Source organism: Klebsiella sp. SYXHC3, from assembly GCF_057196925.1.
Map to the genome: position 1 here is coordinate 326,457 of NZ_JBXUNG010000005.1, position 11,858 is coordinate 338,314.

14 protein-coding genes are annotated in these 11,858 nt (G+C 57.1%); 11 read left to right on the forward strand and 3 right to left on the reverse strand.

The window, feature by feature from the left end; translation table 11 throughout:
* Positions 1-28 precede the first annotated feature (28 nt).
* The 5 genes from prfA to kdsA are packed head-to-tail and all read left to right on the forward strand — an operon-like array spanning position 29 to position 4,061.
* Positions 29-1,111: a peptide chain release factor 1 gene (prfA, locus tag AC2CGP_RS15770; protein WP_015367109.1), complete on the forward strand. Its 1,083-nt coding sequence runs from the start codon at positions 29-31 to the stop codon at positions 1,109-1,111.
* Positions 1,111-1,962: a peptide chain release factor N(5)-glutamine methyltransferase gene (prmC, locus tag AC2CGP_RS15775; RefSeq protein WP_047041640.1), complete on the forward strand. Its 852-nt coding sequence runs from the start codon at positions 1,111-1,113 to the stop codon at positions 1,960-1,962. The genes prfA and prmC overlap by 1 nt, the downstream gene beginning before the upstream one ends.
* The gene (gene sirB2, locus AC2CGP_RS15780) at positions 1,959-2,351 is read left to right on the forward strand and encodes an invasion regulator SirB2 (protein WP_047076303.1); all 393 of its coding nucleotides are present in this window, start codon (positions 1,959-1,961) and stop codon (positions 2,349-2,351) included. Before prmC ends, sirB2 begins: the two co-directional genes overlap by 4 nt.
* Before the next feature lie 3 nt (positions 2,352-2,354).
* Positions 2,355-3,167 carry an invasion regulator SirB1 gene (gene sirB1 / locus AC2CGP_RS15785; RefSeq protein WP_015367106.1) on the forward strand — a complete coding sequence of 271 codons (813 nt, stop codon included), beginning with the start codon at positions 2,355-2,357 and terminating at the stop codon, positions 3,165-3,167.
* A gap of 39 nt (positions 3,168-3,206) precedes the next feature.
* Positions 3,207-4,061: a 3-deoxy-8-phosphooctulonate synthase gene (gene kdsA / locus AC2CGP_RS15790; protein ID WP_484502389.1), complete on the forward strand. Its 855-nt coding sequence runs from the start codon at positions 3,207-3,209 to the stop codon at positions 4,059-4,061.
* 78 nt (positions 4,062-4,139) lie between these two features.
* On the opposite strand, the gene chaA is transcribed toward kdsA, so the two are convergent.
* Positions 4,140-5,240: a sodium-potassium/proton antiporter ChaA gene (gene chaA / locus AC2CGP_RS15795; protein WP_015367104.1), complete on the reverse strand. Its 1,101-nt coding sequence runs from the start codon at positions 5,238-5,240 to the stop codon at positions 4,140-4,142.
* Between the two features lie 265 nt (positions 5,241-5,505).
* Here chaA and chaB point away from each other — a divergent pair, with 265 nt between their 5' ends.
* Positions 5,506-5,736, forward strand: coding sequence for a putative cation transport regulator ChaB (gene chaB / locus AC2CGP_RS15800; RefSeq protein ID WP_032707785.1), 231 nt, complete (start codon positions 5,506-5,508; stop codon positions 5,734-5,736).
* Positions 5,737-5,884: 148 nt separating this feature from the next.
* Positions 5,885-6,565 carry a gamma-glutamylcyclotransferase gene (locus AC2CGP_RS15805; RefSeq protein ID WP_015705085.1) on the forward strand — a complete coding sequence of 227 codons (681 nt, stop codon included), beginning with the start codon at positions 5,885-5,887 and terminating at the stop codon, positions 6,563-6,565.
* Between the two features lie 27 nt (positions 6,566-6,592).
* Here the strand turns inward: AC2CGP_RS15805 and AC2CGP_RS15810 are convergent, their stop codons facing one another.
* Entirely contained in the window at positions 6,593-6,835 is a 243-nt protein-coding gene (locus tag AC2CGP_RS15810; protein WP_015705086.1) for a DUF1883 domain-containing protein, read from the reverse strand.
* 227 nt (positions 6,836-7,062) lie between these two features.
* Positions 7,063-7,416 carry a DsrE/DsrF/TusD sulfur relay family protein gene (locus tag AC2CGP_RS15815; protein ID WP_015367099.1) on the reverse strand — a complete coding sequence of 118 codons (354 nt, stop codon included), beginning with the start codon at positions 7,414-7,416 and terminating at the stop codon, positions 7,063-7,065.
* 66 nt (positions 7,417-7,482) lie between these two features.
* Between AC2CGP_RS15815 and nasR the strand changes: the two genes are divergently transcribed.
* The 4 genes from nasR to AC2CGP_RS15835 all read left to right on the forward strand — a co-directional run bounded on the left by nasR (position 7,483) and on the right by AC2CGP_RS15835 (position 11,855).
* The gene (gene nasR, locus AC2CGP_RS15820; protein ID WP_015705088.1) at positions 7,483-8,679 is read left to right on the forward strand and encodes a nitrate regulatory protein NasR; all 1,197 of its coding nucleotides are present in this window, start codon (positions 7,483-7,485) and stop codon (positions 8,677-8,679) included.
* 235 nt (positions 8,680-8,914) lie between these two features.
* The gene (locus tag AC2CGP_RS15825; protein WP_213760080.1) at positions 8,915-10,171 is read left to right on the forward strand and encodes a CmpA/NrtA family ABC transporter substrate-binding protein; all 1,257 of its coding nucleotides are present in this window, start codon (positions 8,915-8,917) and stop codon (positions 10,169-10,171) included.
* Position 10,172: 1 nt separating this feature from the next.
* Entirely contained in the window at positions 10,173-11,057 is an 885-nt protein-coding gene (ntrB, locus tag AC2CGP_RS15830; protein ID WP_015705090.1) for a nitrate ABC transporter permease, read from the forward strand.
* A gap of 9 nt (positions 11,058-11,066) precedes the next feature.
* Positions 11,067-11,855 carry an ABC transporter ATP-binding protein gene (locus AC2CGP_RS15835; RefSeq protein WP_015367094.1) on the forward strand — a complete coding sequence of 263 codons (789 nt, stop codon included), beginning with the start codon at positions 11,067-11,069 and terminating at the stop codon, positions 11,853-11,855.
* Positions 11,856-11,858 lie beyond the last annotated feature (3 nt).

Consider the following 11,858-nt stretch of genomic DNA (forward strand, 5'->3'; position numbering starts at 1 on the left):
TATTTAAAGACAGGGTGAATTCACGCCTATGAAGCCTTCTATTGTTGCTAAACTGGAAGCTCTGTACGAACGCCATGAAGAAGTTCAGGCGCTGCTTGGCGACGCCGCCACCATTGCCGACCAGGACCGTTTCCGCGCGCTGTCGCGCGAATATGCGCAGCTTGGCGATGTTGCCCGCTGCTATACCGACTGGCGCCAGGTGCAGGACGATATCGAAACCGCGCAGATGATGCTCGACGATCCGGAAATGCGCGAAATGGCGCAGGAAGAGCTGCGCGATGCCAAAGAAAAAAGCGAAGCGCTGGAACAACAGCTGCAGGTGTTGCTGCTGCCGAAAGATCCGGACGATGAACGTAACGCTTTTGTCGAAGTTCGCGCCGGTACCGGCGGCGATGAAGCGGCGCTGTTCGCCGGGGATCTCTTCCGCATGTACACCCGCTACGCCGAAGCCCGCCGCTGGCGGGTCGAAATCATGAGCGCCAACGAAGGCGAACATGGCGGATTTAAAGAAGTGATTGCCAAGATCAGCGGCGATGGCGTCTATGGGCGGCTGAAATTTGAATCCGGCGGCCATCGCGTCCAGCGCGTTCCGGCGACCGAATCCCAGGGGCGTATCCACACCTCAGCCTGTACCGTGGCGGTGATGCCGGAGCTGCCGGAAGCCGAAATGCCGGATATCAATCCGGCGGACCTGCGTATTGATACCTTCCGCTCCTCGGGCGCGGGCGGTCAGCACGTCAACACCACCGACTCCGCTATCCGTATTACCCACTTGCCGACCGGTATCGTCGTTGAGTGTCAGGACGAACGTTCACAGCATAAAAACAAAGCCAAGGCGCTGTCGGTGCTGGGTGCACGTATTCGCGCCGCCGAAGTCGCCAAGCGTCAGCAGGCGGAAGCGTCTACCCGCCGTAACCTGCTGGGCAGCGGCGACCGCAGCGACCGCAATCGTACCTACAACTTCCCGCAGGGGCGCGTGACTGACCATCGTATCAACCTGACTCTTTACCGTCTGGATGAAACCATGGAAGGCAAACTGGATATGCTGATCGAACCGATTGTGCAGGAATTCCAGGCTGACCAGCTGGCGGCGCTTTCCGAGCAGGAATGATGACCTTTCGACAGTGGCTTACTCAGGCAATAGCCCGGCTCGGCGCGAGCGACAGCCCGCGTCGCGACGCCGAGATCTTACTGGGGCACGTCACCGGCAAAGCGCGGACCTGGATCCTCGCTTTTGACGAAACCGTATTGACGGCGGAACAGTTGGCGGAGCTGGAAGCATTGCTGGCGCGCCGCGCCAACGGCGAGCCGGTGGCTCATCTGGTTGGTCAGCGCGAGTTCTGGTCGCTGCCGCTGTTTGTCTCGCCGGCGACGCTGATCCCGCGGCCCGACACCGAATGCCTGGTCGAGCAGGCGCTGGTACGCTTGCCGCAGACGGCCTGCCGTATCCTGGATCTTGGCACCGGCACCGGCGCTATCGCCCTGGCGCTGGCCAGCGAGCGGGCGGACTGCAAGGTCACTGCCGTTGATTTTATGCCTGACGCCGCGGCGCTCGCCGCGCGCAATGCCGCCCATCTCGCTCTCAACAACGTGACCGTGCTGCAGAGCGACTGGTTTAGCGCGCTCAAGGGGCAGAGGTTCGCGATGATTGTCAGTAATCCCCCCTATATCGATGAAACCGATCCGCATCTTGCCGAGGGCGATGTCCGCTTTGAGCCGAGAACGGCATTGGTCGCCGCCGACCAGGGGCTGGCCGATTTAGCGCATATCATCCGTGAAGGGCGTCAGTACTTGTTACCCAACGCTTATATGCTACTGGAGCATGGCTGGAAGCAGGGCGAGGCGGTACGCGCATTGTTTAATGAAGCAGGTTATCTCGATGTCGAGACCTGCCGCGATTATGGCGATAACGAACGTCTGACTCTCGGGCGTTGGCCGCACAAGGAGCAAGCCGGCGAATGAATTTATTTACTGCAGTACTCTATTTGCATATTGCCTGCGTGGTGACATCCGTCGGGCTTTTCGTGCTGCGTTACTGGTGGACCTACAGCGGCAGCGCGATGCTCAACCAGCGCTGGGTGCGTATCGCGCCGCATTGTAGCGATACGCTGCTGTTTCTCAGTGGCGCGGGATTAATGGCGATTACGCACTATCTGCCGTTTACCGACGATGGCGCATGGCTGACTGAAAAGCTGTTTGGCGTTATCATTTACATCGCATTAGGATTTATTGCGTTGGGCCGACGTCGCCCACGCCGCCAGCAGACCCGGTTCATCGCCTTTCTGCTGGCGCTGGTGGTGTTGTTCTTCATCGTTCAACTCGCCATCACAAGAATACCGTTACTGGGGTAAGGCATGAGGTCATTAGCTGATTTCGAATTTAACAAAGCGCCATTATGCGAAGGCATGGTCCTCATTTCTGAATTGATCCGCGACGACTTTCCGACGCACTTTGTGCAGGATGAGCTGCAGCGGTTGTTAACACTGGCGCAGGAAGAGATTGCCACCTCCTGGGATCAGGAGCGTCAGCTCGACCGGCTGCTGGAATTGTTCTATCACGAGTGGGGCTTCGGCGCGTCGCAGGGCATTTATCGTCTGTCCGATGCGTTATGGCTGGATAAAGTGCTGGTGAATCGCCAGGGGAGCGCCGTGTCGCTGGGGGCGATTCTGTTATGGATTGCCCAGCGTCTGGATTTACCGGTGGTACCGGTTATTTTCCCCACGCAGATGCTGCTGCGCGCCGACCCGGAAGCCAGCGAAGAGATGTGGTTGATTAACCCATTCAACGGCGAGACGCTCGATGAACACACCCTGGAAGTGTGGCTGAAGGGGAATATCAGCCCGGTGGCAGAACTGTTCAATGAAGATCTCGATGAGGCCGATAACGCCGAAGTGATCCGCAAACTGCTCGATACGCTGAAATCGGCGTTGATGGAAGAGCGGCAGATGGAGCTGGCCCTACGCGCCAGCGAAGCGCTGCTGCAGTTTAATCCCGAAGACCCGTATGAAATTCGCGACCGCGGGCTTATCTATGCCCAACTGGAGTGCGATCACGTGGCGCTGCTGGATCTCAATTATTTCGTTGAGCAGTGTCCGGAGGATCCGATTAGCGAGATGATCCGTGCGCAGATCAACACGATTTCACATAAACAAATTACATTGCATTAGTCTGGAACCATTCCGGTTACACCCTGATAAGGCGATCTTATGAAACAAAAAGTGGTTAGCATTGGTGATATCAACGTAGCAAACGACCTGCCGTTCGTGCTGTTTGGTGGAATGAACGTGCTGGAGTCCCGCGATCTTGCGATGCGTATCTGCGAACATTATGTGACCGTCACGCAAAAGCTGGGCATTCCGTATGTGTTCAAAGCCTCTTTTGATAAAGCCAACCGTTCTTCCATCCACTCCTATCGTGGGCCGGGTCTGGAAGAAGGGATGAAGATTTTCCAGGAGCTGAAGCAGACCTTCGGCGTGAAAATCATCACCGACGTCCACGAAGCCAGCCAGGCGCAGTCGGTGGCCGATGTGGTTGACGTAATTCAGCTGCCAGCGTTCCTCGCGCGTCAGACTGACCTGGTGGAAGCGATGGCTAAAACCGGCGCTGTCATCAACGTCAAGAAACCGCAATTCGTCAGCCCGGGCCAGATGGGCAACATCGTTGATAAATTTATTGAAGGCGGGAACGACAAAGTGATCCTGTGCGATCGCGGCGCTAATTTCGGCTACGACAACCTGGTCGTTGATATGCTCGGCTTCGGCGTAATGAAGAAAGCGTCCAACAACTCGCCGGTCATCTTTGACGTGACCCACGCCCTGCAGTGCCGCGACCCGTTTGGCGCTGCTTCAGGCGGTCGCCGCGCTCAGGTGACGGAACTGGCTCGCGCCGGGATGGCGGTGGGTATCGCCGGTCTGTTCATTGAAGCGCATCCGGATCCGGATCACGCGAAATGTGACGGCCCGTCCGCGCTGCCGCTGGCTAAACTGGAACCGTTCCTGAAGCAAATGAAAGCGATCGACGATCTGGTGAAAAGCTTCGACGAGCTGGATACCAGCAACTAAGTTTCGCTGAGCTGTAAAAAAGCCTGCCGGTTTCGCCGCCGACAGGCTTTTTTTTGGGCTTTATTACTGATTACCCGGTCAGGCAAATATCGTCATCAGGTAGGCGGCGAACAGCGCCAGATGTGCCGCGCCGTTAAGGACATTGGTGCGCCCGGTTGAGAACGAAATATGGCACAGCACCAGCGATGCCACCATCACCACCATTTCCGGCGCTCCCAAACCGAAGCGGAGTTCATTGCCGGTAAGGAAAGCGATAAGCGTGACGACAGGCACCGTCAGGGAAATCGTCGCCAGCACCGAACCGAAGAACAAATTCATCGCGCGCTGTACCTGGTTGTTCAGCACCGCTTTCAAGGCGCCGAGTCCTTCCGGCGAGAGAATCAATAGCGCCACCAGGAAACCGGTAAAGGCCACCGGCGCGTTCATGCTGGTCAACAGCGTTTCCAGTGGATTAGCGTTCATTTTGGTAACGGCGATAACCGCAACCAGGTGTACCAGTAACCAGGCCGTGTGCCAGCCGCTGCTATGCGCCGAGGGCTTACCGTGATGCGGGTCGTCATCGTCGCTGTCATCTTCATGCTCGTACACAAACAGGCTCTGGTGCGTTTTGGTCTGAATGAGCAGGAATACGCCGTACATGGCGGCGGAAATCAGCGCCACCAGTAGCGCCTGGCCGGTGCTGAAATTGGCGCCCGGTAACGCCATCGGGAATACCAGTACGATAATCGCCAGCGGGAAGAGGGCGATCAGATACTGCTTGATACCAAACAAATTCATATACTGCGTGGCGAATTTACGTCCGCCCAGCAGTAAAGAGAAGCCGACCAGACCGCCGGTGACGATCATAATGATTGAATATAACGTATCGCGCATTAGCGTTGGCGCGGCGTCGCCGGTCGCCATTAATGCGGAAATGAGGCTCACTTCAAGAATGACCACTGACAGGCTCAAAATTAATGAACCATAGGGCTCGCCGAGGCGGTGAGCAAGAACGTCGGCATGGCGAACCACGCTAAATGCGCTACTCAGAATCCCGACCAGCGCCAGAATATTAATCGCAACGACCACTGGTAGTGATTGACTGCTTCCCCAGAGAAACAGCACCACCAGTGCTAAAACCGGAAAAACGAGGGAGGTCTCCTTGTGGCGGGTCTTAACCGCCTCATGTGCATGTGTCATGAACCATCTCCATTTATGCAGGTGTTATAATTATAGATAACGTAAGTTGATAAAATAACAGACATTGATAGGTTTAATTTGTATTTTTACTTAAATTTACCACTCTTGCATAAGAAATGCGTTGGTCTGCTAAAAAAGGCTGTTACGTATGTTTTATACATATTTTTCAGACGATTACTAAAATTCATTTCTCAATATTCCTGTCATTTGCCAACCCGGGAATTGTGTTCCAGACTTAGCTTTTACCCTGATTCTGGAGGTCATTATGCCTTACCGTAGTAAACAAGAACTTCCCGATAGCGTTCAGCGCGTCTTGCCGGAACACGCGCAGGAAATTTATAAAGAAGCTTTCAATAGCGCGTGGGATCAATATAAAGATAAAGCCGACCGTCGCGATGATGCCAGTCGTGAGGAGACGGCGCATAAAGTCGCCTGGGCGGCGGTGAAAAATGATTATCAAAAAGGCGATGACGACAAATGGCATAAGAAAAAGTAATCACTTTTGCGATCTAATTTTTTGTCAGCCCCCTTGTCAACGCTCCGTTAATTGCATATTGAGTAATAAAGCTGGATAATAATTCAGCAATATTCACGGATGGCACAGATTATCGCCGGGAAGCAGGCAGTGGCGGAGGTAGTAGAAAGTGTTAACTCGTGATTTCTTAATGAATGCGGATTGTAAAACGGCGTTTGGCGCGATTGAGGAATCGCTGCTGTGGTCGGCTGAGCAGCGGGCGGCCTCGTTGGCGGCGACTCTGGCCTGTCGTCCGGATAACGGTTCGGTGTGGATTTTCGGCTACGGTTCGTTGATGTGGAACCCGGCGCTGGAATACAGCGAATCCTGCACCGGTACGCTGCCGGGTTGGCATCGCGCGTTTTGCCTGCGCCTGACCGCCGGTCGCGGCAGCGCACATCAGCCGGGCAGGATGTTGGCGTTGAAGGAAGGCGGGCGTACCACCGGCGTGGCCTATCGTCTGCCGGATGAGACGCTGGAGCAAGAGTTGACGCTTCTGTGGAAGCGGGAAATGATCACCGGCTGCTATTTGCCAACCTGGTGCCGTCTTGAGCTGGACGATGGGCGTACGGTGAATGCGCTGGTGTTTATTATGGATCCGCGCCACCCACTGTATGAATCTGATACCAGCGCACAAACCATCGCGCCGCTGATAGCCCGCGCCAGCGGGCCGCTCGGCACCAATGCCCAGTATCTCTTTTCGTTGGATCAGGAATTACGCAAGCTTGGCATGCGCGACGCCAGTCTTGACGATCTGATTATCCAGGTGCGACATCTGGTCGGCGAGGCGAGCCAACCTGGGCTCGCATAAAACGCCCGGTCTACCGGGCGTGGAGATTCAGGCGGGAACGTAGCTAATGGAGTGCTCGAGGGACTGACTATGGCTGTCGATCAGCACGTTCCAGGTGCCGCTGTAGGGCACGGTGAGATAAGCGCTGTCCCTGTCCTGCACGCTAAAAATATCGGCGTGGCTGTCGCCGGCGGCCTTGGCGCTCATTAAGTGAATATGACAGCGCTCTGAACAGCGCACCACCAGCGTATCACCGCCGAATAACGTTAAACTTGCTTTTACCATTGCCATTTTCATACCCCGTTTCTGTCTCTGAATTCATCAACCCGCGCGTGATATCGTTCACACTTTGCTCGTTGCATAACACCAAAGGGGGAGCATGTGGATGATGATTTCGATCAACAAAATGGATAACGATTAAACAAAAATGACAATCTTCCTGAAAGCGTTCAGCTGGCGTACTTTTGCATCAGCAATGCCCACCAGCCTGACATTTAATCCTGTTAATGACGGTTAATTCAGAAGGTCAGCACTTTATCCGCCGCCAGCGTCCACTGCGCCAGCTCGACCAGCGTTCCCACTTCCACGCCATCTACTAATGGCAAATGGGTGATCCCGCGTCCGTCCGTACAGGTCTTGCAGAGTTTTACCGGCACATTCTGCGCGGTGAGGATCTCCAGCATCTGCTGGATGTTATAGCCTTCCGCCGGTTTCTGTCCGCGAAGCCCGGCGGTCACCGCATCGGACATTAAAAACAGCTTCAGATCGAGGTCTGACTCCTGCTCACGCAGGGCGATAGCCAGGCGCAGGCTATTAAACAAGGATTCACTGCCGTAAGCGGCTCCGTTGGCGACAATCACAATACGTTGCATAAAGACTCCTTTTATCAGGCATGGTTATTGCTTAGCTTTATCTAAAGACGTAATTCGGGAGGGGGTATGAATAATACGACCGGCATGACGCCTGAAGCAATCGGCTGGTTTCATTATGCGCGCCAGCTACAAAAACAGCAGCTCCGCAAGCTAACGCAGCAAGGGACGCTGGCGAGCGAAATAAGTGGGTTGGTCCATATGCTGCAGTGCGAGCGCGGCGCCTCCAATATGTGGCTCTCTTCCGAGGGCCGCTTGTATGACGCCGAGCGTCGGGCTGGCGGGGCGCTGGTGGACGCTCGCTTAAGCGCTTTTTATGCCGCGCTGCAACCGGCGCGGGAATCCGCCAGCAGCGCGCTGTGTTGGCGTATAGCCAGCGCGGTGTGGTATCTGGCACAGCTTCCGGCGCTGCGAGCGGCGGTGCAAGGCCGCGCGGTGGACGCTCAGGAGGCCACTCAGCGCTTTAGCCGTATTATTCGCCATTTATTGAATATTGTGCCGCAGTTGAATGACAGCATAGACGATCCGCAGATCGCCGGGCGCATGGTCGCCCTGTACAGCTTTATGCAGGGTAAAGAGCTGGCGGGCCAGGAGCGCGCGCTGGGAGCGTTGGGCTTCGCGCGCGGCCAATTTAACGGCGAGCTCCGTCAGCAGTTGGTTGACCGCATTGACGGTCAGCAGCCCTGTTTTGACAGCTTTCAGGCGCTCTCCGGTCTGCCGCGGGCGCTTGAGCTGCTGCAGGGTTGCGAAGCCGGGCGCGAGATTGAGCAACTGCGGCGCATAGCCTGTACCCGCCAGCCCTCGGCGGACGAAGGGGCCGCGGCGCAGCGCTGGTTTAGCCTGCAAACTGAACGGCTAGAGCAGATGCGCAGTCTGGAGGAGGCGTTGATTGCCGACCTGCTCAGCGCGACCCGGCAACTGCTCGAACGTGGAGAAGACGATATGCCGCCGCTGCAATGGCCTGAAGAAGAGTGCGGCGATAGCCTGACTTTGCGCCTGGATAAGCAACTGCTGCCGCTGGTCCGCCAGCAGGCGTGGGAACTTGAGCAACTCTCCGGCCAACTGGCCTCGCTGCAAGCCGCGTTTGAGGAGCGCAAGATTATAGATAAAGCGAAAGCGCTGCTGATGAGCCATCAGGGAATGCAGGAAGAACAGGCCTGGCAGGCGTTGCGTAAAATGGCGATGGATAAGAACCAGCGGATGGTCGAAATCGCCCGCGCGCTGCTGACGGTGAAAGCTCTGCTGCCGGACTCATCGTCAAATTGAATGCACAATCAGCGGGCAGGCATTGCCTGACGATGGTGCAATAGTTGACGCGGAGAGCGGTAAAACAACGTCTGGCGGGCAATAACACAAATTGGCATCCGCTTTGCATTACTGAACTTGAGTGAATCAACAATTGAGACAACGGACCAATGGCGGTCTGAAGGTCTCTGGATAAAGGCGTCCTGCGGTGCGAAAGCACTGCCGGGCGCTTTTTTTTGCGCGTTCTGGAGCGGCTATGGGCGATAAAGTTTTCATTTCACGACGGCGCTTTTTGCAGGCCGGGGCGGCGCTGAGCGGCGCTATGCTGCTGCCCGGCGTGATGCAGGCGGCGTGGGCGGCGGGTTCCGATAAGCCGGAGTTGGCCACCGTGCGGGTCGGATTCATCCCGCTAACCGACTGCGCGCCGCTGGCGATTGCGGCATTGAAAGGATTCGATAAAAAGTATGGCATCAGCCTGCAGCCAAGTAAGGAGGCCAGCTGGGCGGCGGTGCGCGATAAGCTGGTTGCCGGCGAACTCGATGCGGCGCATATCCTCTACGGCATGCTGTATGGCCTTGAGCTAGGTATTGCCGGCAAACCGCAGCAGATGGCCAACCTGATGACCCTGAACCGCAACGGTCAGGCGATCACCCTCTCTAGTGACCTACAGGCGCAAGGCGTGAGCGATGGTCATGGGCTCAAGCGGCTGATCGACCAAAAAGCGCCGGGCAGCTACACCTTCGCCCACACCTTTCCTACCGGCACCCATGCGATGTGGCTCTATTACTGGCTGGCGAACGCCGGTATCGACCCCTTCGCCGATGTGCGCATGGTTGTCGTGCCGCCGCCGCAAATGGTGATGAACATGCGCATCGGCAATATGGTTGGCTTCTGCGTTGGCGAACCGTGGAACGCGCGAGCGATCAACGATCGCATCGGCTTTACGGCGGCAACCAGCCAGCAGATCTGGGCGGATCATCCGGAAAAAATCCTCGGCGCGCGCAGCGATTGGGTGGCGCGCTATCCAAATACCGCAAGGGCGCTGGTGGCGGTGCTGCTGGAGGCCCAGCGCTGGATTGAAGCGTCTGCCGACAACACCCGCGAAACCGCGCGGATCCTCGCCAGACGGGCGTGGCTCAACACCAAAGAACAGTACCTTAGCGGGCGCATGCTTGGCGAATACGACAATGGCATCGGCAAACGCTGGCGCGACGCTCATCCCATGCGCTTCTTCCAGCAGGGGGAAGCCAGCTATCCGTGGCTCTCCGACGGCATGTGGTTCTTAACCCAATTCCGCCGCTGGGGCCTGCTGAAAAGCGCGCCGGATTATCAGGCGGTAGCGCAGCGTATCAACCGCATCGACCTGTGGAAAGAGGCGGCCCAGGCCGTGGGCGGCATCACTGCGCCAACGCAAACGTTACGCAGCAGCACGCTGCTGGACGGCAAAGTGTGGAACGGCGCCGACCCGGAAGGGTACGCCGCCAGTTTCGCCATTCAACATAAGGGGGCATGAGATGAAACCAGCCATTAACACGCAGCCGCGTGCGCAGACCTCAACCGCGCCGGGCGAAATCATTGTCCTGCCGCCGCTGCAGGTGCGCAAAGCTACGCCGTCCGCCAGGCGCTGGCTGAACGCCGCGCTGCAGCGTCTACTGCCACCGCTGCTGGGCCTGGCTCTGCTGCTGCTCGGCTGGCAGCTGGCGGCGATTGGCGCGAAAGGCTTCCCAACGCCGTTGAGCACTCTGGATTCGGCGCTGACGCTGTTTTCCGACCCCTTCTACCGCGACGGACCGAACGATATGGGCATCGGCTGGAACGTGCTGGCTTCGCTGCAACGGGTTGCGGTGGGCTTTGGTTTGGCGGCGCTGGCCGGTATTCCGCTGGGCTTTCTTATCGGCCGCTCGCTGTTCTTTGCGCGAATGTTTAATCCGCTCATCGCGCTGCTGCGCCCGGTGAGTCCGCTGGCGTGGTTACCGATTGGCCTGCTGCTGTTCCAGAAGGCGGAACCGGCTTCCAGCTGGACCATTTTTATCTGCTCTATCTGGCCGATGGTCATTAACACCGCGGAAGGCGTCAGGCGTATCCCGCAGGACTATCTCAATGTGGCTCGCGTGCTGCAGCTGTCGGAATGGACGGTGATGCGCAAAATCCTCTTTCCGGCAGTGCTGCCCGCGGTATTAACCGGCGTGCGGCTGTCGATAGGCATTGCCTGGCTGGTGATCGTCGCCGCCGAGATGCTGACCGGCGGGTTGGGTATCGGGTTTTGGATCTGGAATGAATGGAACAACCTCAATGTGGAAAACATCATCATCGCCATCGTCATTATCGGCGTTGTCGGCCTGCTGCTAGAACAGGGGCTCATATTGCTCGCCCGCCGCTTCAGCTGGCAGGAAAAATAAGGAGTCGCTATGAAACCATTAATTCAGGTACAGGCCGTCAGTCAACGCTTTAACACCGCCAGCGGCGAGTTCCTGGCGCTGCAGAACGTCTCTTTTGATATTCACGAAGGGGAAACCATTAGCCTGATTGGCCACTCCGGATGCGGCAAATCCACGCTATTGAATTTGATTGCCGGGATTACCCAGCCCACTGAGGGCGGGCTGCTATGCGATAACCGTGAAATTTCCGGCCCGGGACCGGAGCGGGCGGTGGTGTTCCAGAACCATTCGCTGCTGCCATGGCTGAGCTGTTTTGACAACGTGGCGCTGGCGGTGGATCAGGTGTTTCGCCGTACCATGAGCAAGGCAGAGCGCCGGGAGTGGATCGAACACAATTTACAGCGAGTACAGATGGGGCACGCGCTGCACAAACGGCCGGGGGAGATCTCCGGCGGTATGAAACAGCGGGTTGGCATCGCGCGCGCGCTGGCGATGAAGCCAAAAGTGTTACTGCTTGATGAGCCTTTTGGCGCGCTGGACGCGCTCACCCGAGCCCATCTGCAGGACGCGGTAATGCACATCCAGCAGGAACTGAACACCACCATTGTCGTGATCACCCACGACGTCGATGAAGCAGTGCTGCTTTCCGACCGGGTGTTAATGATGACCAATGGACCGGCCGCGACGATCGGCGAGATCCTTGACGTTAATCTGCCGCGTCCGCGTAACCGGGTCCAGCTGGCGGAAGATAACCACTACCACCACCTGCGTCAGCAGATCCTCCATTTCCTCTACGAAAAGCAGCCGAAAGCGGCCTAAGGC

Coding starts and splice junctions, on each gene's coding strand:
- prfA (WP_015367109.1), top strand. CDS start 29: ATGAAGCCTTCTATTGTTGCTAAACTGGAAGCTCTGTACGAACGCCAT.
- prmC (WP_047041640.1), top strand. CDS start 1,111: ATGACCTTTCGACAGTGGCTTACTCAGGCAATAGCCCGGCTCGGCGCG.
- sirB2 (WP_047076303.1), top strand. CDS start 1,959: ATGAATTTATTTACTGCAGTACTCTATTTGCATATTGCCTGCGTGGTG.
- sirB1 (WP_015367106.1), top strand. CDS start 2,355: ATGAGGTCATTAGCTGATTTCGAATTTAACAAAGCGCCATTATGCGAA.
- kdsA (WP_484502389.1), top strand. CDS start 3,207: ATGAAACAAAAAGTGGTTAGCATTGGTGATATCAACGTAGCAAACGAC.
- chaA (WP_015367104.1), bottom strand. CDS start 5,240: ATGACACATGCACATGAGGCGGTTAAGACCCGCCACAAGGAGACCTCC.
- chaB (WP_032707785.1), top strand. CDS start 5,506: ATGCCTTACCGTAGTAAACAAGAACTTCCCGATAGCGTTCAGCGCGTC.
- AC2CGP_RS15810 (WP_015705086.1), bottom strand. CDS start 6,835: ATGGCAATGGTAAAAGCAAGTTTAACGTTATTCGGCGGTGATACGCTG.
- AC2CGP_RS15815 (WP_015367099.1), bottom strand. CDS start 7,416: ATGCAACGTATTGTGATTGTCGCCAACGGAGCCGCTTACGGCAGTGAA.
- nasR (WP_015705088.1), top strand. CDS start 7,483: ATGAATAATACGACCGGCATGACGCCTGAAGCAATCGGCTGGTTTCAT.
- AC2CGP_RS15825 (WP_213760080.1), top strand. CDS start 8,915: ATGGGCGATAAAGTTTTCATTTCACGACGGCGCTTTTTGCAGGCCGGG.
- ntrB (WP_015705090.1), top strand. CDS start 10,173: ATGAAACCAGCCATTAACACGCAGCCGCGTGCGCAGACCTCAACCGCG.
- AC2CGP_RS15835 (WP_015367094.1), top strand. CDS start 11,067: ATGAAACCATTAATTCAGGTACAGGCCGTCAGTCAACGCTTTAACACC.